Below are 17,036 nucleotides of genomic sequence, written 5' to 3'. Positions count from 1 at the left end.
CCATGCCCGATACGAAAGCCGTCGGAGGCCTGTCCCTCACGACCTCGCTGCAGACGCTCGTCACGAACACGGCCGCGGACGCCAAGATCCGCAGCTATGTCCTCGACTTCGTGAACATCGACGGAGTGAACGCCGCGGACATCACGCAGTGCATCTGGATCGACAGCAGCGCATCGAATGCGCAACGGCCGATTCTGCCGGTCAACACGACGGTTCGCCCGGGCCGCGACGGCGCGTTGTCGCGCGAGTTCATTCTTGATCCCGGCGACAGCATCCAGGTTTCGGCGTCGGCGGCCGGCGACATCTACGCCACCGTGTTGCAGGTCTACGAGGAGCCGTCGGCATGAGGTCGATTCGGACCGGGCTGCGCAACCCGGTAATGCGATCGGGCGATCGGCTCGGGGCCAACCGTCTTCTGCCGGCCAAGCACTGGTTCTGGACCAATCAGCAAAGCCAGAGCGTGGGGCAGAACGTCGAGAGCGTCACGGCGACCTGGCAGGCCCCAGCCGATGGTCTGGTCGACGTCACGGCCATCGCTCCCGGTGGTGGCGGCAACGGCGCCTCCAACGTCGCCAACCAGCGTGGCGGCGCGTCCGGCGCCGTTGGGCGAACGACTGGGTTGGAGGTTCGAAAGGGTCAGCAGATCCAGATTTCCGTCGGACCTCGCGGTGGTGGCAGCACGACCACGCCTCGCGAAGGAGGCAATGTCTCGGCGACGTTCCCGAATGGCGACGTCGCCGTGGCTCGAGGCGGCCCTGCAGGCTCTCGCGACACAACTCCGGCTGCGCCGACAGCGACCGGCTTCAAGGAAGCCTATGCCGGTCTTGTCACAGGCGTCACCGGCGGCGGAACGTCTCCGATCCTCGGACAGAACCTGACGGTGCTGGAGATCGTCGCGCAGCCGAACGATGGCAGCGGCGAAAGCGGGCGCGGGTTCGGCAACGGCGGGAACTCGCGGGGCGTCACGGATCAAGCTGGTGGATCGGGCGCGCCAGGCGCGCTGACGATCGACTTCTACGCCTACGAGTGAGGACGCCATGATCGACCTCTACCGCCGCAACGACGGCCCGCCGCAGCCGCTGCCAGCTGTCGCCTACACGAAGGACGGCTTCTCGCGCACCGACCTCGCCAACCAGCCCGACAGCCGGCGCGAGCTCGGCTTCGTCCTGTTCGGATCCTATGACCCGAAGACGCAGGCTGTCGTGAAGCGGGGCGACGGTTATGCCATCGTGCCGATCGACCAGGCGGGCGACCCGGACCCGGCTGACGTTCCGAAGCTGATCGACGCAGAGCGCGACCGGCGCATCGATCTCGGCATCACCTTCGATGGCAAGTTCTTCCAGACGGCCGACCTCGACCGCGAGCGGATCGACCGGTCGCGCATCTCGGCGATGGCCGCGCTGATGAACGGCGTCCAGGAAGGCGACCTGCGCTGGCACGGTCTGCCGGTCGACTTCTTCTGGATCGCCGCAGACAACAGCCGGGTGCCGATGGACGCGCAGACGATGGTCGCCTTCGGCAACGCCGTCGCGGCGCGCGAGGGCGTGATGATCGTCGCCGGTAACGACCTCAAGCGCCGCATCGCGGCCGGGGAGACGATCCCCGACATCACGGGGAACTCGCTATGGCCGGAGTAGACCTGCGCAACGTCACCTTGCCGATCGGGCTGCTGCGGCACGCCCTCGTCGATGACATCGGCCCCGCCTGGCTGCGGCTCGACGGCAAGACCGAGTATCAGCGCGCCATGTATCCAGACTTCGTCGCCAAAGCGGCCGGTCAGGGGTGGTTCCTGGCCGGCTCCCTGCCTTCGACGTTCAAGCTGGTGAAGGTGCCGGCCGGGACGGCGACGGTCGCCAGCGGGTTCGACAGTGCCGCGGGTGCTCTCATCGGATCCGACAAGGTGACACTCACCCTCGCCAACCTGCCGGAGCACGACCACAGCTACATCGACGACACGGCGACGGCCACGGCGGGGAAGGCCGGGCTGGTGACCGGTCTCCTGCCGCTGCTGACGGGGCTCACCGCCTCGTCGCCGCAGAAGACGACAGGCAAGGCCGGCAAGGCGACGCCCGACGCCGTGCCGATCAAACCGCCGGGCTTCACGGCGCACCTCTTCGTCTTCGCAGGGCGTCCTCGAGGCTGATGGGCGCCTATACCGACGCCCCGATCGTCTTCGAGCGGCTCGACGGCATCCGGTATCGCCAGCATGGCCGTACCAGCTGGGAGCTGGGGCACAAGGGTTCAGATCACTGGGAGCATGTAGAAGACGTCACGGTCTTCGACGTCTCGATCCCGTTGGCTCTCCGCTGGATCTTCGATCCGCACGACCCACGATACCTGAAAGCGGCAGCGCTGCATGACGAGCTGCTGCGCCGAGGCTTCGACCGCGTCACGGCGGCCGGGGCGTTCAATGAGGCGCTGAAGGCGGACGGGGTGTCCGCCGCTCGCCGTCTCGCGATGGTCTCGGCCGTCGCTTTCTACCGCTGGTCCTGACTAGCTGGGTGAGGATGCCGGACGCTGTGTCACGGCACCCTCAGGCGTAAGCCGCATGGCGACATAGCCCGAAACGACCACAGACACATGACAACCATTCGGCGCCTGAGGGCGCCATTTTTATGAGGGGATGCCTCTTATGGCGCAGTCATCTCGCGTTCGTCAGAACAAGGTCAACGCGGCCGCCTACATCGGCGCCGGCATCATCACCCCTGGCGCGGGTGGCGGGGGCTCGACCATCCGTCGCCTTGCCGGCTTCGGCGGTGATCAGGGCAACCAGATCCGGCCTTCGGACGGGTCGAAGAACTCGTTCAACGCACGCAAGCGGTTCTACACGCCAGTCCCGATCCCAAACCCCGAGGTCGCCTACACCGGCATCTACTACAACTCGGGGAACGAGTATGACTATCCGAACGAGGTGGCGTACCACAGCGCAATCGAGCTGCCGGACGGTACGATCCGCGACATGGGTGCGACCGTCACCGTGTCGCCAGGGACCATCCTCGCCAAGTCGGCCAAGGCGGATGGCTTTACGATTCCGGCCGGGTTCTACTGGATCCGGACCAACGGGAAGGTCGCGACCGGCGGGCTCTGGTACTATACGGACGCGTTCCGCGCGGCCAACGTTGGGAACATGGAAGAGGGCGTCGATCTCGTCGATAAGGCCGTATCAGGCACGATCGGGAATGCCTCGCAGCAGATGCCTGCGGCGGCGATAGGCGTCATCGGCGATATGCCGGCAGCCCGCCGCCTATTCGCGCTGACGGGTGACAGCCTGTCGCAAGGCGTCGGCGGCTACTCCCATGCGACCGCCCCGAGCCTGGCGCTCGGCGTTCTGGCGGGACTGGTCCTGCAGCGTGATGTCGGCAGCGTCCTCCACCTCGGCCGCGCAGGCGCCTCGGCGCTGGCGAACAAGGACAAGTACGCCAAGCGGATCGCCCTGATGCAGGCTCTCGGCGTCACCGACATCTTCTCCGATCTTGGCGTCAACGACCTATCGTCGACCTCGTCGGCCGCGACGCTGAAGACCAACCTGACGGCGCTTTTCAACACGTTCAAGGCGGCCATGCCGACCGTGCGGATCTACCAGTCGACGATCACGCCCTCGACGACGGCGACCGCGCCGATCACCGAGAGCAACCAGACTGTGCCGACTGCGATGCAGGACGGGCGTCGTCTAACGTTCAATGCGGACCTGCGCGCGGGCGGCTTCAGCTCGCTCCTGGCAGGCGTCGTCGAGTTCGCGATCCCCGCGCAGCTCGACGCTGATCCGAACCTTTGGAAGGCGGGCTACGCTTCTGATGCCGGCAACCCCGGCGCCCAGCAGCACCCGAACCAGACTGGCGGCGAGGCGATCGTGGCCTATGCGGCTGCGCAGAACGCCTTGGCTATGCCTGTTTGATCCAGCACGCTGCTACGAATGGTGGGGTGAGCAGATCTTGGTAACCCTTCCTTGGGGTTTGGTGATGGCTATTGATCCCCTGATTGAACGTCAGGCGATGCTGTCCTGTAGCGCATACAATTCATCTAAATGGAAATGTCTTTTCTTGCCTGCTGAGCGGGAGGACTGACTAGGCCAAATCAGTCTTGGAAGTTCTGCTGAGTCAAAATCTGCAAAACTCCTAGTAAATTGGCGTAGTCTATCGGAGCTGGCACTGACGGTACGAAAAGCAACGCGTTCCACGCAGAAAATGCATGCTTGCACTCGAAGGTTTCTACCTTCACCTAGGCCAAGTGGGAATTCGAATATACGCGTGTAGCTCCAGCCGCCGTGCTTCCAGGTGTCCATTTTGCCTATTGCTACAGACCAGCCCTCTGGCATCAATCCGTTCATCAAAACTTTCCTCGCAAACTGAGGCGTGTTTCCAAGGTGTCCGGCTACCTCGAGGTTGATGGTCACCATGGTAGCCCATCTTGCAAGAGTAGTGGCCTGTGCGTCGCTGAATTTAGGCCAAAACCCGTCAGCAAGAACCGAGACTAGGGGCTTTGCTTCATTCTGAAGGCGGCTCATCCAGCCGTGGTTGCACTTCGGACAAACGTGGTTGACAGTTAGGTTGTAGGCGGTCCCTTTTCGAGCGGTTTTGTTCTCGTGCCATTTTGCCTCCTCGCCAAAACGGTGCTCCTCAGGTCTTCTTAGTATGTGTGTCCGATTGTCTGGTCTTGGATGTCGACGATCTAACCAGTCGCCGAAGGCATGTTCCTTGCTGAATTGCGATTTGGACTCGCAATACGAACAAACGCCGAATGTTGGGCGCTTTGGTGAACCGTATCGAAGGTCTAGTCCGCACTCGCAGAATGGTGCGAATTGGTAGGTATCGCGTCCACACCGTGGGCACTTATCAGGCACATGAGGTTGGGAAGGCGTATTCCAATAGTGTCGTTCTTCCATCGCTGATTGCCTGTAGCCTCGCTATCCGAATGGAGCGTAATTGGCGCAAGCATAGGCGACAACTGCCACTGAACCCGCAACCCCCGCCTCATCTGAGGGCAACCCACGCGGTCTCGATTCCGTCTTTTAAGGGGCTTCGCGTCCAGACTTTCGGAATGCTAGATGCCCCCATTCACCCGAGGCGCGTATTTCATGACGCAGTACAATTTTAACGTTAGACGCTTTCGAAACGTGGTATGACCCACCGATCGGTCGGAGGCACTTCAGCTTTTCTACGAACGGTTGGGGTCGCCATGTTCCTTCCGAATGAAGACGACACGATCTTAAGTGCCGCCCGTAAGCGACTTTACCTGAAAGATGCAATGCGCCGGTGGCCCTGGCTGACCACCTTCGAGTGTCTCGATTTGCAGACGGAGGAGCAATTGATCACCGCGGTACAACGCGGGTCGCCAGGGTCTGCCGTCAATACCGCAGCAGAGGTAACTCTTTGGATGCGTGGAAAGACGTTTTAGAACGTCACCTTGCTGGATTGTCCCTGCGGGGTCACCTGCGCGTTCAACGGAAGACTCGCTTTGCCAGCATGAACAACCCGACAGCGACAGCCACACCCACGCTGCTAGCGATGAACCCAGTCCACCCAGGTCCCCGGTCTGGGATGAAATTCTGAGCTAACTCGCAGGCGCCGGCGAGGATGCACAAGCCAGCATGCCACCAAACGACAGTGCGGGTTCGCCAGTGGGCAAAAGCTACGAGCAGGGCTTCCCCGAGGTAGGCGATAAAGTGCTCTTGGCCGCCCGAGGGCAGCACGTGTGGCCTAGCCTCGCCGGGCACCAGCGAGAGGTACAGGATCAGGAAGACGCCCCCAATGGAGGCTAGACGGCCAAGCTGCTGAAGACAGGGCATGCCGCCTCCTAGCATTGCATGATGACAGCTAGAACCCCGCGCTGACCTAAGTCCTCGTTCGACGCGCCACCCCCAGCTCAAAAGCTGGGACCGGCATCCGGCTGAAACCGCTTCTCCAACTCGTTCATCAGCCTGACGACTCGTTCGCATTCTTCGAGGGACATCTTCGCCATGTATTCACCGGAGAGAGGCTGAAGATCGCCTGCCTGTTGGTCGATGACGTCCCAAAGGCCGCTACCGTAGTGGCGGATTGCGTAGCGAGCATCGGACATAGCAAGTCCTCTTATCCCGCACATAAAGGCGATCCGCCCGGATTTAGCGGGGCCGGACGGATCTTCGCGTCGAGCCCGTAGGAGACGCAACACGACGCAATGGCGACAGGCCGCGCTTTATTGAGAGCACTGTCAACGCAGCCAAGAAATTTAGGGTCTGGGTGCGTTTCTGTGCTATCTACGGTAATGATAGAACATACGGACCAACGCGACGTCTTGCCTCGGCTTTGGTACCGTGCGGCAACCACCTCACATCTCGAGGATAAGAAGCTGTTTCTCGAAGCTGCGAACCTCATCATGCAACTTCGCAATCTCTATGGTTTCGCGCACGGTATAGACGAAAAGATCGCTTTCGAGCTTGGCATCCGCCCAAAGCCTGGAGAGCACTAGAACGTCTTTCTATGGAGGTTCAGAAAGGCGACCCGCTCGACCTTTGGCGCAAGATATCGGACGAGCGGGTCTTCGCGTCGCGACTGGAGGGTATCGACACGATTGAGGAACTCCGCCAGTACCCCAAGGCAGAGTCAACTCCACCTCAAATGATAGCGTGGGTCGCGTCGACTTCAGAGCCGCCGGTTCCTGACGCTACTGGCTGCGGGGCGAGAGATCGCACAACCAGCGCGTTGCCGATCTGATCTCCGTCGCCCAAGCCGGCGAGAACCGCGCTGACGATACGCTGCGCCTGCAACCGGCTCATACGGTCGTCTTGGATCTCGAAGGCGAGACGTCGCACCAAATCGTCCATATCATACCTCGACGTTTCGTTGGCAAAGGTACGGACGAGTGTAGCGTTTGGATGCAGCGCACCCGCTTTGGGCGACTTTGAAGCTGCACGACGTGGGGTAGGTTCCCGCCACCCCTGCCTCAACTGGTGGGGGCCTCTCCGCCAGCATTCATCACCAAGGCCGTCCTTCGGGGCGGCCTTTTTCGTTCCCGAAAGGACGCATCTCCATGACCCTCGTCGCCAACTGGCGCCGGGTGCTATCGCGCGCCTGGTCCGTCCGGTTCATCGCCCTGACCTTCGCGCTAATCGCGCTGGACGTCGCGCTGCCTGCCTTCGAAGAAGGGATGGGGCTCCCGCCTCGCACCTTCGCTGTCCTGTCCGGCCTCTGCTCGGCGGCCGCGTTCGTCGCACGCTTGCTCGTGCAGCCGGCAGTGTCAGGAGGCGAGCAGTGAGCGCCGCGGGGAAGGGGGCGCGCGTCGCCCGTGTGAAAAGCCGCTACCTCGCCGGCGGCGCTGCCGGCGCCGCGCTTCTCACCTTCGCCACGACCTACACCGCCGGTTGGGAGGGCACGAGCTACAAGGCCTATCTCGACACGATCGCCCAGCCGCCGGTGTGGACGATCTGCCAGGGCGACACCTACGACGTGAAGCCCGGTATGGTCGAGACGAAGGCCGGCTGCGAGGTTCGCCTGCGCCGCCAAATTCTCGAGCACGAGGCGCGGATGCTCTCCTGTGCGCCCGAGCTGCTGATGGCCCCCGGCGAGACCTACGTCGCGATCAACGACTGGGCCTACAACGCCGGCACCGGCGCCGCGTGCCGCTCGTCTCTGATCCGCAAGGTGAAGGCGGGCGACCTGCGCGGCGCCTGCAACGAGTTGAGCCGATGGGTCTTCGCCGGCGGCAAGGTCGTGAAGGGCCTCGCCAATCGCCGCGTCAACGGGCTGCCGGGCCTGATCAGCAACCGCGCGCTGTGCCTTCGGGGGCTCGGCTGATGGGCGCGCTCGAAGCGATTAAGGCCGCGATCGTCTTGGTCGTCGGGACCGTCCTCGGCTGGCTCGTGGCCGGGCTCTACGCCGATCTCGTGTCGCTGCCTGCAGCGCGCGAGGCCGGCGCGGTCCACGAGCGCGGGATCTGGGAGGCTCGCCAGCGAGAGGCCGAGGCGAAGGCGGAAGCGGATCGCCGCGCTGTGCAGTCCCGCATCGACGCGATCGAGCGCGATTTCCACCAGCGCGAGGCCGAGCGCCTCGCGGAACTTTCCAACCTTGAAGCTGCCCTCGACCAGGAGGCCAATCGTGTCTCGATCCCGTCTGCCGCTGACCGCGGCGCTGTTGCTTGCCGCCCTGCCGTTCCTCGCGGCCTGCGTGACGCGCTCGACGGTATCGGTCGTGCCACGCCTCGCGACGATCCCCCAGGCGCTCCTGCTGTCATGCGCTGAAGCGGTGGCGCTTCCCGAGCGCGATCTTACGACGGCCGAGACCGTGCGGCTGTGGGGGAGGGACCGGCAAGCGCTCGGCGCCTGTCGTGACCGGCATTCGGCCCTCGCGCGCTCGGTTGGGGAAATTCAGTCTCAGGTCGGGCCCTGACGCATCCATGCATACCCGAAAGGCATTCAGAGAATGAACCAGAACCAGGAGCCGGACATGCTCACGCGGTGGATCACCAACAACGTTGCCGTGCTGCTGACTGGTGCAATCCTCACTGGCGGCGGGATCGCGGGCTACACCAGCCTGCAGAACAAGGTCGAGTACCTCGACGCCTACCGTGAGGAGCGGACGAAGCTCGTCGATACGAAACTCGCCGAGGTTGGGGCGGCCGCCGCTGCTATGCCGAACCTCGTGTATCGCGTCGCTGCAGCTGAAGAGGCGCTGAAGGCGACCAACGCTCGGGTCGACGTGAGCCTGACAAACATCAGCGCTCGGCTGGCCGAGATCAATCAGGGTCTGGGTTCGCTCTCGACTCAGGTGGCTGTTCTGACGCAGCGCTTCGATCAGTCGGGGCCGGAGCGCCGGTCGAGCCTGCAGCCGCCTCGATAGCTCGGAGCCGCTCGATCTCGCGCGCGATGTTGTCCACCGCGCGCTCCCATCCTTCCAACCGCCTCTCTTCGGCGATGATCGTCGGTACATGCACGCTGCGGATGCCGTGAGATCTACGGGCGAGGAAGGTGCGCCATGGGTTGTCGTCGCTCATGCTTTAGGTCCTCCCCACTTCGCGGATGGTCCGACCTCGCGCGGTCAGGCGAAACCAGACCGTGCCGCGCCAGCCGGACGATGCCTCGACCAGACCCATGCGCGAGAGTTCGTAGCAGGCCACAAGCACGGCATCCGATAGTCGCTCGGCTTCCTGGCCCACGCTGTCCATGTGGCCGTGGCCGTCGTCGAGCCGCACGAGCGCGCGGATATGGATCGGTGTCAGCTTGGAGAGATGCGGCATCGGTGTCCCCTTTTCGATCTTGTCGAATCGTCCGAACGTTCTCTATCCGTTCTCGATGCCCCCGCGCGACAACCATGGTCTGTTTCTTGATGACGCTCAACGGCTCGGGCTGGTCGTCGAGGTCGCATGTAACTTCTGCCGCACCACCCGCTACTACAGCCCGGCCGACATGCGGATGCTCCTCGGGAACGTCGAGGTGGACAGTCTACGCCGGCGTCTGAAGTGCGAGGATTGCGGGAAGCGCGATTACGTCGAGGTTGTCGGGAAGGACCTTCCGGCACACGAGAAGAACGGGAAGGTGCTGCGGAAGCTGACGATGATCCAGGTGCTTAGGCGGCCGGTCTGGAAGGACGTGCCGATGTGATTTCCGGCCGTGGCTAACAGGCTGGCTAACGCCCTTGGCTAACGTGTCTGCAAGCGTCTGTAAAATAACGATCCGGGTGGGCCCGGCAGGACTCGAACCTGCAACCAAGCGGTTATGAGCCGCCGGCTCTAACCATTGAGCTACAGGCCCGACCCGGAGCCGCAGGCCTATCGCAAAGGCGGTGTCTTCTCAAGCCGGCCCTCGCCGCACGGCCGGGGGATTTCGCCGATCCGCCCGGGCCGCTAGAGGTGGAACCCGGTCGGGTGGTCCGGCCGGGGACGAGGAACACGCATGGCATCCGATCTGTCGCGCCGCATTTCCGCCGGTCAGGGCCTGCGGCCCGCCGATCTCGTGATCCGCAACGCGCGGCTCCTCGATCTCGTGACCGGGTCGGTGGACGAGACCGACATCGCCATCGTCGGCGACCGGATCGTCGCCACCCACGGTCGGTTCGAGGGCGAACGGGTCGTCGAAGCGGCGGGCCGCTTCGTCGTGCCCGGCTTCATCGACACCCACCTGCACATCGAGTCCTCGCTCGTCTCGCCGCTGGAGTTCGACCGCTTCGTACTGCCGCGCGGCGTCACCACGGTGTTCTGCGACCCGCACGAGATCGCCAATGTCCTCGGGGCGGAAGGAATCGCCTATTTCGTCGCCTGCGCCGAGGCGAGCGTCATGGACATCCGCATCAACCTGTCCTCCTGCGTGCCCGCGACGCCGTTCGAGACCGCGGCGGCGCGCCTCGAGATCGATGATCTTCTGCCCTTCCTCGACCATCCGAAGGTCCACGGGCTGGCCGAGATGATGAACTATCCCGGCGTTCTGACGCAGGATCCCGGGATCCTCGCCAAGCTCGAAGCCTTCCAGGGGCGCCATATCGACGGCCACGCGCCGCTCCTGCGGGGCGCTGCGCTGAACGGCTATCTCGCAGCCGGCATCCGCACCGACCACGAGGCGACCGGCGCCGACGAGGCGATGGAAAAGCTGCGCAAGGGCATGGCCATCCTGATCCGCGAAGGATCGGCCTCCAAGGATCTCGAGGCGCTCGCCGGAATCCTCACCGCCGATACCTCCGCCTTCGTCGCGCTCTGCACCGACGACCGGAGCCCGCTCGACATCGTCGAGGAGGGTCATCTCGATGCGATGATCCGGCGGCTGATCGCGAAGGGATGCCCGGTCCATCACGTTTACCGCGCCGCCTCGCTGTCGGCGGCCCGGATCTTCGGCCTCAGCGATCGCGGCATGGTCGCGCCGGGCTGGCGCGCCGACCTCGTGCTGCTCGACGATCTCGCGGACTGCCGCGTTTCGGACGTCGTGGCAGGTGGGCGGCTGGTGGAACCGACCCTGTTCGATTCTCGCCCCGCGGTCGCGCCTGTCGGCCTCGGCTCGATGAAGGCGCAACCGGTCCCGCCGGAGCGGTTCCGACAGCCGGGCGCGGGGCTCGAGGCCGAGGTGCCGGTGATCGGTGTGAAGGCTGGCCTTCTCCTCACTTCGCGGCGGGCAGCAGTCCTTCGCGTGTCCGACGGGGAATTGCAGCCCGATCTGGCCAAGGACGTCCTGAAGCTCGCCGTGGTCGAGCGCCATGGCCGCAACGGCAATGTCGGCCTCGGCTTCGTCAATGGGTTCGGGCTGAAGCGTGGCGCCATCGCCTCCTCGGTGGCCCACGACAGCCACAACATCACGGTGGTCGGGACCGACGCGCGCGATATGGCGGCCGCGGTCGATGGCGTCATCGCGAGCGGCGGCGGTTTCGCGGTGGCCGACGAAGGCCGCGTCGTGGCGGCCCTCGCGCTGCCGATGGCGGGGTTGATGAGCCTCGAGCCGGTCGACACCGTCGTCCACGAACTCGAGGCGCTCGTCCGGGCCGCCCGCGCGCTCGGCTGCACGCTGCCCGAGCCCTTTCTCCAGCTGGCCTTCCTGGCGCTCCCGGTGATCCCGCACCTCAAGCTCACCGATCGCGGCCTCTTCGACGTCGACCGATTCGCGTTCGTGGAGGCTTGAGCAGAGGGGCTGGCGCAGTTCCGCCGGCCGCCTCGAAAGGCGTGAACGGGTGCGGATGGGGAGGCGCTGTCCTGGCGAACGCCCGGCCGGAGGAGCGGCGTGCGGCGCATGATCCGGCGAAGACCAGGCCGATCCCCGGTCGCCCCCCTTGCGTCGCGCACGGCGCCTCTCGGCTTCGGGGCGAGGGGAGGCTCGACCCGAATGTGGAAAGCCAGCCCACGGCGGTCCGGAAGGCCCGGCGTCACGCGTCACCGTCGAACGCGCCAGCTGCTCGATCGGCCGTGGTCGCGATGCCACACGAACCTGTCGTCCGCGAGAACCGACGCCGTCTTGATGGGGAAGCTTTGTGGGGATCGTCTTCGAAGGGCTTGTCGGGAAAGCCTCAGACGCTCCGGATTGGCTGGTCGGAGTGGCAGGATTTGAACCTGCGACCCCCTCGTCCCGAACGAGGTGCGCTACCAGGCTGCGCTACACTCCGTGGCCGAGCGGGTCTATAGCGGGCCGCGAGGCGGCGCGCAACTGGATTCGCGTCGCTTTTGATCGCCTTTCGAACGACAGCCTCTTCCTTGCACGCCCGCGCGCGACGGACTATAGAGGCGCTCGCCGTCGGCGGGTTTTGGGGCGTAGCCAAGCGGTAAGGCAGCGGTTTTTGGTACCGCCATCCCCTGGTTCGAATCCAGGCGCCCCAGCCATCTTTCCTTTCCTCCGAACAGAACCACCGCGGTCCGCGATGTCTCAGCCCTTCGCCGCGGAAGCGATCGCGGCCCGCTTCGCCAATGGCCGCAAACACTCTCTTCGTTGCGGGACGCCGTCGCAGGCCATTGCGCGCCCAACGGCTCGACACTAGACCGTTTGCCGGACGCGCCGGGAGGCGTGCGGGTGGAAACGTGCCGACGCGTCGGCCAGTCGAGAGAATCAGATCATGCGTGTTGCCTTGCTCGGTGCCGGTCGCATCGCGGAAGTCCATGCCCGCGGCATCAAGGGCGCGGGTGCGGAACTCGCCGGCGTCTATGATCTGCGACGCGAGTCGGCGGAGGTCGTGGCCGGCCGGTTCGGCGGGCGCGTCTATGGCGACGTCGCCGAGGCGCTGGCCGACCCGAGCGTCGAGGCCGTCGCGATCGCCACGCCCACCGACACCCATGTCGACTACCTCGTCCAGGCCGTCGCGGCCGGCAAGGAGGTGTTCTGCGAGAAGCCGATCGACCTGTCCGTCGCCCGCGCGCTCGAATGCCTCGACAAGATCGGGCCGGCCGCGGACCGCGTTCAGATCGGCTTCAACCGCCGCTTCGACAAGACCTTCGCCCGGCTGCGCGAGCGCCTCGCCGAGCGCGCGATCGGCAAGATCGAGAACCTCACGATCATCAGCCGCGATCCGGCGCCGGCTCCGATCGGCTATCTCGCCACCTCCGGCGGCATCCTGAAGGACATGGCGATCCACGACTTCGACATGGCCCGTTTCATCCTGGGCGAGGAGCCGGTCGAGGTCTTCGCGACGGGCTCGGTGCTGGTCGACCCGGCGATCGGCGAGGTGGGCGACCACGACAGCGTCAGCGTCGTCATGCGCACGGCGTCCGGCGTCCAGTGCCAGATCCTCAATTCGCGCCGCTGCGCCTACGGCTACGACCAGCGGATCGAGGCGTTCGGCGAGAAGGGCTCGCTGCGGGCGGAGAACCCGCTGAGGGACGAGCTCCGCGTCAATCTCGCCGACACGACCGACGCCCGTTCCGAGCTTTCGACCTTCTTCCTCGACCGCTACGCCGACGCCTACGCGGCGCAGTGGAACAGCTTCTTCGCCAACCTCAAGGCAGGCAAGCCGCCGGCCGTCACCTTCCGCGACGGCCTACGCGCGCTGGAACTGGCCGAGGCCGGCAACCGCTCGATCGCCGAGCGGCGGGTCATCGACCTGACGTCGCACTGAGGCGCGCGCCCGTCGCGGGCGACTTCGACAGGGGCATCTCGCCGCACGCCTTCGGGCTCGGCGGGATTTGTTGCAGCGCGAGACGATCGTGCGACTGTCGCATTTCCACCGCAGCGAATCACTGGTGGACTGTTGCGGGACGGGCGATAGTCCTGCCCATAGGGGAGGAAGAGCATGAAGTTCGGAGTTCCGAAGGAGCGCTTCGCCGGCGAGCGGCGCGTCGCGCTGACGCCGGAAAGCGTCGGTCGGCTGCAGAAGCTCGGCTATGAATGCCTGGTGGAGACCGGCGCGGGCGATGCCGCGCGCTTTTCCGACGCGGCCTTCGAAGCGGCCGGTGCGCGCGTGGTGCCGGATGCGGCGGCGCTCTGGGCCGAGGCCGACATCGTCGCCAAGGTCCGGCCGCCGGAGGCGGACGAGGTCGCCCTGGTGCGCTCCGGCCAGATCCTGATCTCGTTCCTTTACCCCGCGCAGAACGCGGCGCTCCTGGAAGACCTGCGCGCCAAGGGCGCGACGGTGCTGGCGATGGACATGGTGCCGCGCATCAGCCGCGCGCAGAAGATGGACGCCCTGTCCTCCATGGCCAACATCGCGGGCTACCGCGCGGTGATCGAGGCCGGCAACCAGTTCGGCCGGTTCTTCACCGGCCAGATCACGGCGGCCGGCAAGGTGCCGCCGGCCAAGGTGCTGGTGCTCGGCGCCGGCGTCGCGGGTCTTGCCGCGATCGGCACCGCGCAATCGCTGGGGGCGCAGGTCCGCGCCTTCGACGTGCGACCGGAGGTCGCCGAGCAAATCCAGTCGATGGGCGCAGAATTCCTGTTCCTCGACTTCGCCGACGCGGCGGACGGCGCGGCGACGGGCGGCTATGCCGCGCCGTCGTCCCCTGAGTTCCGCGCCAAGCAGCTCGAGCTTTTCCGGGCTCAGGCGCCGGAGGTGGACATCGTCATCACGACGGCGCTGATCCCGGGCCGTGATGCGCCCAAGCTCTGGCTGGAGGACATGGTCGCGCTGATGAAGCCCGGCTCGGTCGTCGTGGATCTCGCCGCCGATCGCGGCGGCAACTGCGATCTCACCGTGCCGGACGAGGTCGTCGAGACGGCGAACGGCGTGCGGGTCGTCGGCTACACCGACTATCCCAGCCGCATGGCGACGCAGGCCTCGACGCTGTTTGCCACCAACATCCGCCACATGATGGACGACCTGACGCCGAAGAAGGACGGCGTGCCGGTGGTCAACATGGAAGACGACGTCATCCGCGGGGCGACCGTCACGCACGAGGGCGCGATCACCTATCCGCCCCCGCCGCCCAAGATCGCGGCGATCGCCCGTCAGGCGCCCAAGAAGGTGGTCGAGGAGACGGGGGCCGAGAAGGCCGCGCGCGAGGCGCTCACCGCCAAGAAGTCCGGCCAGCGTCAGGTCATGCTGCTCGCCGGCGGCGCGATCTTCCTGATGCTGATCGGGCTGACGGCGCCGCCGAGCTTCCTGCAGCATTTCGTGGTTTTCGCGCTGTCCTGCTTCGTCGGCTACCACGTCATCTGGAACGTCTCGCATTCGCTGCATACGCCGCTGATGGCCGTCACCAACGCGGTGTCGTCGATCATCATCCTTGGCGCGCTCCTGCAGGTCGGCACGTCCGGCTGGTTCGTCTCGTTCCTCGCCGCGCTCGCCATCCTGATGGCCTCGGTCAACATCTTCGGCGGGTTCATGGTGACGCGCCGGATGCTCAAGATGTTCCAGAAGAGCTGAGGAGGTCGAACCCATGAGCCCAGGTCTCGTCGGCGCGTCCTATATCGTCGCCTCCATCCTCTTCATCCTCTCGCTCGGTGGCCTGTCCAACCAGGAGAGCGCCAAGCGCGCCGTCTGGTACGGCATCGTCGGCATGGCGCTGGCCGTCTTCGCCACGATCACCGGACCGGCGCTCAGTGCGCTCTGGCTCGTCGTGCCGCTGATCGTCGTCGGCGGGCTCGTCGGCGGCTGGCTCGCCGGCCGCGTTCAGATGACGCAGATGCCCGAACTCGTCGCGGCGCTGCATTCCTTTGTCGGCCTTGCCGCCGTCTTCATCGGCTTCAACGCCGATCTCGAAGCCGCCCATGTCGCCCATGCCATCGCCACCGGGACGGACCACCTCCTGACCGGCTTCGCCGCGACGCTGGCCACCAAGATGCCGGTCGAACTCGCGATCATGCGCGTCGAGGTCTTCCTCGGTGTCTTCATCGGCGCCGTCACCTTCACCGGCTCGGTGGTCGCCTACGGCAAGCTGTCCGGCCGCCTGGGGTCCAAGGCGCTGGTCCTGCCCAATCGCCACGCGATCAATCTCGCCGGCGTCGTCGTCGCCCTCGTCCTCGGCATCGTCTACTTGAACGGCGCGGGGCTGTGGACGCTGATCCTCGTCGCGATCCTCGCGGGCGCGCTCGGCTGGCACCTCATCATGGCGATCGGCGGGGCGGACATGCCCGTCGTCGTCTCGATGCTGAACTCCTATTCGGGCTGGGCGGCGGCGGCGATCGGCTTCACGCTTGGCAACGATCTCCTGATCGTCACCGGCGCGCTGGTCGGCTCGTCCGGCGCGATCCTCTCCTACATCATGTGCCGGGCGATGAACCGGAACTTCGTGTCCGTCATCCTCGGCGGATGGGGCGGAGCGACGGGTCCTGCGCAGGAGATCACCGGCGAACAGGTCGCGATCGACACGGACGGCGTCGCGCAGGCGCTGGACGAGGCGGACTCGGTCGTCATCGTCCCGGGCTACGGCCTCGCCGTCGCACAGGCGCAAGGGTCGATCTCGGAACTGACGCGGCGCCTGCGCGCCAAGGGCAAGACGGTGCGCTTTGCGATCCACCCGGTCGCCGGGCGGCTGCCGGGCCACATGAACGTGCTCCTCGCCGAAGCTAAGGTCCCCTACGACATCGTCCTCGAGATGGACGAGATCAACGAGGACTTCCCCTCGACGGACGTGGCAATCGTTATCGGCGCCAACGACATCGTCAATCCGGCGGCCGAGGAGGACCCGAACTCGCCGATCGCCGGCATGCCGGTGATCGAGGTCTGGAAGGCGCGACGCGTCATCGTGTCGAAGCGCGGGCAGGGCACCGGTTATTCCGGCATCGAGAACCCGCTCTTCTACAAGGAGAACACGCGCATGTTCTACGGCGACGCCAAGAAGTCGCTCGACGAACTGCTCAAGCAGATCGGCTGATCTGGGGGCATCGGCTCCCGGCTGATCCCTGCGACAAGAGCGGGCGCCGATGGTCGCTCGCCCTTGTCGCGTCTTCGCGAACGCCGGCGCGCCTCCTCCCATGCGGCCACGCCTGAACCGCAGGTTCTGTTCCTCCGACTTCTTTTACCCTTCGCGTCTATCCTTGCCCGTGGTCTGTGCCACGCCACGCACGGGATATGATGGAAAACCGGAACAACACACCCTGCGCCTGGTTCGGCCGGCTGAAGACGCTGCACGGCGGCCAGCTTTCGCAATGCGCGGATTTCGCGAGACGTGTCCTGTGTGCCTCGGACGTCGAAATCCACATCATGGACGGCGACGGCCTGATTCTC

At 65.4% G+C, this 17,036-nt stretch carries 20 protein-coding genes and 3 tRNA genes; 16 read left to right on the top strand and 7 right to left on the bottom strand.

Features of this window, described 5'->3' with window-relative positions; genetic code table 11:
- Window positions 1–2 precede the first annotated feature (2 nt).
- The 6 genes from ASF65_RS12955 (at window position 3) to ASF65_RS12930 (ending at window position 3,895) form a co-directional block, all read left to right on the top strand.
- Window positions 3–347, top strand: a complete 345-nt coding sequence (locus ASF65_RS12955; protein WP_055889901.1) for a hypothetical protein — start codon at window positions 3–5, stop codon at window positions 345–347.
- Complete coding sequence (locus tag ASF65_RS12950) at window positions 344–1,030, top strand: hypothetical protein (RefSeq protein WP_055889898.1); 687 nt, start codon at window positions 344–346, stop codon at window positions 1,028–1,030. The genes ASF65_RS12955 and ASF65_RS12950 overlap by 4 nt, the downstream gene beginning before the upstream one ends.
- 7 nt (window positions 1,031–1,037) lie before the next feature.
- Complete coding sequence (locus ASF65_RS12945) at window positions 1,038–1,637, top strand: DUF4376 domain-containing protein (protein WP_055889896.1); 600 nt, start codon at window positions 1,038–1,040, stop codon at window positions 1,635–1,637.
- Window positions 1,625–2,143, top strand: a complete 519-nt coding sequence (locus tag ASF65_RS12940; protein WP_055889893.1) for a hypothetical protein — start codon at window positions 1,625–1,627, stop codon at window positions 2,141–2,143. Before ASF65_RS12945 ends, ASF65_RS12940 begins: the two co-directional genes overlap by 13 nt.
- Window positions 2,143–2,493, top strand: a complete 351-nt coding sequence (locus ASF65_RS12935) for a DUF1353 domain-containing protein (RefSeq protein ID WP_055889890.1) — start codon at window positions 2,143–2,145, stop codon at window positions 2,491–2,493. The genes ASF65_RS12940 and ASF65_RS12935 overlap by 1 nt, the downstream gene beginning before the upstream one ends.
- A 139-nt stretch (window positions 2,494–2,632) precedes the next feature.
- Window positions 2,633–3,895 (top strand): SGNH/GDSL hydrolase family protein, encoded by a 1,263-nt coding sequence (locus ASF65_RS12930; protein ID WP_055889887.1) that lies wholly within the window; start codon window positions 2,633–2,635, stop codon window positions 3,893–3,895.
- A 90-nt stretch (window positions 3,896–3,985) separates the two neighbouring features.
- On the opposite strand, the gene ASF65_RS21475 is transcribed toward ASF65_RS12930, so the two are convergent.
- The 4 genes from ASF65_RS21475 to ASF65_RS12915 all read right to left on the bottom strand — a co-directional run bounded on the left by ASF65_RS21475 (window position 3,986) and on the right by ASF65_RS12915 (window position 6,802).
- A complete protein-coding gene (locus ASF65_RS21475) occupies window positions 3,986–4,396 on the bottom strand; it encodes a hypothetical protein (RefSeq protein ID WP_156369303.1) in 411 nt (136 codons plus the stop codon).
- Between the two features lie 1,466 nt (window positions 4,397–5,862).
- A complete protein-coding gene (locus ASF65_RS12920; RefSeq protein WP_055889882.1) occupies window positions 5,863–6,057 on the bottom strand; it encodes a hypothetical protein in 195 nt (64 codons plus the stop codon).
- Between the two features lie 249 nt (window positions 6,058–6,306).
- Window positions 6,307–6,444 (bottom strand): hypothetical protein, encoded by a 138-nt coding sequence (locus tag ASF65_RS21470; RefSeq protein WP_156369302.1) that lies wholly within the window; start codon window positions 6,442–6,444, stop codon window positions 6,307–6,309.
- A gap of 148 nt (window positions 6,445–6,592) precedes the next feature.
- Entirely contained in the window at window positions 6,593–6,802 is a 210-nt protein-coding gene (locus ASF65_RS12915; protein WP_055889879.1) for a hypothetical protein, read from the bottom strand.
- Between the two features lie 206 nt (window positions 6,803–7,008).
- On the opposite strand from ASF65_RS12915, the gene ASF65_RS12910 reads away from it, so the two are divergent.
- The 4 genes from ASF65_RS12910 (at window position 7,009) to ASF65_RS12895 (ending at window position 8,813) form a co-directional block, all read left to right on the top strand.
- A complete protein-coding gene (locus tag ASF65_RS12910) occupies window positions 7,009–7,233 on the top strand; it encodes a hypothetical protein (RefSeq protein ID WP_055889875.1) in 225 nt (74 codons plus the stop codon).
- Complete coding sequence (locus ASF65_RS12905) at window positions 7,230–7,772, top strand: lysozyme (protein WP_055889872.1); 543 nt, start codon at window positions 7,230–7,232, stop codon at window positions 7,770–7,772. Before ASF65_RS12910 ends, ASF65_RS12905 begins: the two co-directional genes overlap by 4 nt.
- Window positions 7,772–8,215 (top strand): hypothetical protein, encoded by a 444-nt coding sequence (locus ASF65_RS12900; RefSeq protein WP_055889869.1) that lies wholly within the window; start codon window positions 7,772–7,774, stop codon window positions 8,213–8,215. The genes ASF65_RS12905 and ASF65_RS12900 overlap by 1 nt, the downstream gene beginning before the upstream one ends.
- Window positions 8,216–8,396: 181 nt before the next feature.
- A complete protein-coding gene (locus tag ASF65_RS12895) occupies window positions 8,397–8,813 on the top strand; it encodes a hypothetical protein (RefSeq protein ID WP_055889867.1) in 417 nt (138 codons plus the stop codon).
- 157 nt (window positions 8,814–8,970) lie between these two features.
- On the opposite strand, the gene ASF65_RS12890 is transcribed toward ASF65_RS12895, so the two are convergent.
- On the bottom strand, window positions 8,971–9,210 hold the full coding sequence (locus tag ASF65_RS12890) for a hypothetical protein (RefSeq protein WP_055889865.1): 240 nt from the start codon (window positions 9,208–9,210) through the stop codon (window positions 8,971–8,973).
- Between the two features lie 19 nt (window positions 9,211–9,229).
- On the opposite strand from ASF65_RS12890, the gene ASF65_RS12885 reads away from it, so the two are divergent.
- Window positions 9,230–9,574 (top strand): hypothetical protein, encoded by a 345-nt coding sequence (locus ASF65_RS12885; protein ID WP_055889861.1) that lies wholly within the window; start codon window positions 9,230–9,232, stop codon window positions 9,572–9,574.
- Between the two features lie 77 nt (window positions 9,575–9,651).
- Here ASF65_RS12885 and ASF65_RS12880 read toward each other — a convergent pair.
- Window positions 9,652–9,724, bottom strand: a tRNA-Ile gene (locus ASF65_RS12880).
- A gap of 141 nt (window positions 9,725–9,865) precedes the next feature.
- On the opposite strand from ASF65_RS12880, the gene ade reads away from it, so the two are divergent.
- The gene (gene ade, locus ASF65_RS12875; protein ID WP_055889858.1) at window positions 9,866–11,572 is read left to right on the top strand and encodes an adenine deaminase; all 1,707 of its coding nucleotides are present in this window, start codon (window positions 9,866–9,868) and stop codon (window positions 11,570–11,572) included.
- A gap of 401 nt (window positions 11,573–11,973) precedes the next feature.
- Here ade and ASF65_RS12870 read toward each other — a convergent pair.
- Window positions 11,974–12,050, bottom strand: a tRNA-Pro gene (locus ASF65_RS12870).
- A 139-nt stretch (window positions 12,051–12,189) separates the two neighbouring features.
- Between ASF65_RS12870 and ASF65_RS12865 the strand changes: the two genes are divergently transcribed.
- The 4 genes from ASF65_RS12865 (at window position 12,190) to ASF65_RS12850 (ending at window position 16,683) form a co-directional block, all read left to right on the top strand.
- A tRNA-Gln gene (locus ASF65_RS12865) sits at window positions 12,190–12,264 on the top strand.
- A 230-nt stretch (window positions 12,265–12,494) separates the two neighbouring features.
- Window positions 12,495–13,490 carry an inositol 2-dehydrogenase gene (gene iolG / locus ASF65_RS12860; RefSeq protein WP_055889856.1) on the top strand — a complete coding sequence of 332 codons (996 nt, stop codon included), beginning with the start codon at window positions 12,495–12,497 and terminating at the stop codon, window positions 13,488–13,490.
- A gap of 174 nt (window positions 13,491–13,664) precedes the next feature.
- Window positions 13,665–15,233, top strand: a complete 1,569-nt coding sequence (locus ASF65_RS12855; RefSeq protein ID WP_055889854.1) for a Re/Si-specific NAD(P)(+) transhydrogenase subunit alpha — start codon at window positions 13,665–13,667, stop codon at window positions 15,231–15,233.
- Between the two features lie 13 nt (window positions 15,234–15,246).
- Window positions 15,247–16,683, top strand: coding sequence for an NAD(P)(+) transhydrogenase (Re/Si-specific) subunit beta (locus ASF65_RS12850; protein ID WP_055889851.1), 1,437 nt, complete (start codon window positions 15,247–15,249; stop codon window positions 16,681–16,683).
- The last annotated feature ends 353 nt before the right edge of the window (window positions 16,684–17,036 follow it).

The organism is Aureimonas sp. Leaf324, from assembly GCF_001423245.1.
In the GTDB taxonomy this organism is placed as follows: domain Bacteria; phylum Pseudomonadota; class Alphaproteobacteria; order Rhizobiales; family Rhizobiaceae; genus Aureimonas.
The sequence above is the reverse complement of the archived record's forward strand: the minus strand, read 5'-3'. Positions and strand labels throughout refer to the sequence as shown.

Bases quoted from the DNA above. Each gene is read 5' to 3' on its own strand.
- ASF65_RS12955 (WP_055889901.1), top strand. From the start codon at position 3: ATGCCCGATACGAAAGCCGTCGGAGGCCTGTCCCTCACGACCTCGCTG.
- ASF65_RS12950 (WP_055889898.1), top strand. From the start codon at position 344: ATGAGGTCGATTCGGACCGGGCTGCGCAACCCGGTAATGCGATCGGGC.
- ASF65_RS12945 (WP_055889896.1), top strand. From the start codon at position 1,038: ATGATCGACCTCTACCGCCGCAACGACGGCCCGCCGCAGCCGCTGCCA.
- ASF65_RS12940 (WP_055889893.1), top strand. From the start codon at position 1,625: ATGGCCGGAGTAGACCTGCGCAACGTCACCTTGCCGATCGGGCTGCTG.
- ASF65_RS12935 (WP_055889890.1), top strand. From the start codon at position 2,143: ATGGGCGCCTATACCGACGCCCCGATCGTCTTCGAGCGGCTCGACGGC.
- ASF65_RS12930 (WP_055889887.1), top strand. From the start codon at position 2,633: ATGGCGCAGTCATCTCGCGTTCGTCAGAACAAGGTCAACGCGGCCGCC.
- ASF65_RS21475 (WP_156369303.1), bottom strand. From the start codon at position 4,396: ATGGTGACCATCAACCTCGAGGTAGCCGGACACCTTGGAAACACGCCT.
- ASF65_RS12920 (WP_055889882.1), bottom strand. From the start codon at position 6,057: ATGTCCGATGCTCGCTACGCAATCCGCCACTACGGTAGCGGCCTTTGG.
- ASF65_RS12915 (WP_055889879.1), bottom strand. From the start codon at position 6,802: ATGGACGATTTGGTGCGACGTCTCGCCTTCGAGATCCAAGACGACCGT.
- ASF65_RS12910 (WP_055889875.1), top strand. From the start codon at position 7,009: ATGACCCTCGTCGCCAACTGGCGCCGGGTGCTATCGCGCGCCTGGTCC.
- ASF65_RS12900 (WP_055889869.1), top strand. From the start codon at position 7,772: ATGGGCGCGCTCGAAGCGATTAAGGCCGCGATCGTCTTGGTCGTCGGG.
- ASF65_RS12895 (WP_055889867.1), top strand. From the start codon at position 8,397: ATGAACCAGAACCAGGAGCCGGACATGCTCACGCGGTGGATCACCAAC.
- ASF65_RS12890 (WP_055889865.1), bottom strand. From the start codon at position 9,210: ATGCCGCATCTCTCCAAGCTGACACCGATCCATATCCGCGCGCTCGTG.
- ade (WP_055889858.1), top strand. From the start codon at position 9,866: ATGGCATCCGATCTGTCGCGCCGCATTTCCGCCGGTCAGGGCCTGCGG.
- iolG (WP_055889856.1), top strand. From the start codon at position 12,495: ATGCGTGTTGCCTTGCTCGGTGCCGGTCGCATCGCGGAAGTCCATGCC.
- ASF65_RS12855 (WP_055889854.1), top strand. From the start codon at position 13,665: ATGAAGTTCGGAGTTCCGAAGGAGCGCTTCGCCGGCGAGCGGCGCGTC.
- ASF65_RS12850 (WP_055889851.1), top strand. From the start codon at position 15,247: ATGAGCCCAGGTCTCGTCGGCGCGTCCTATATCGTCGCCTCCATCCTC.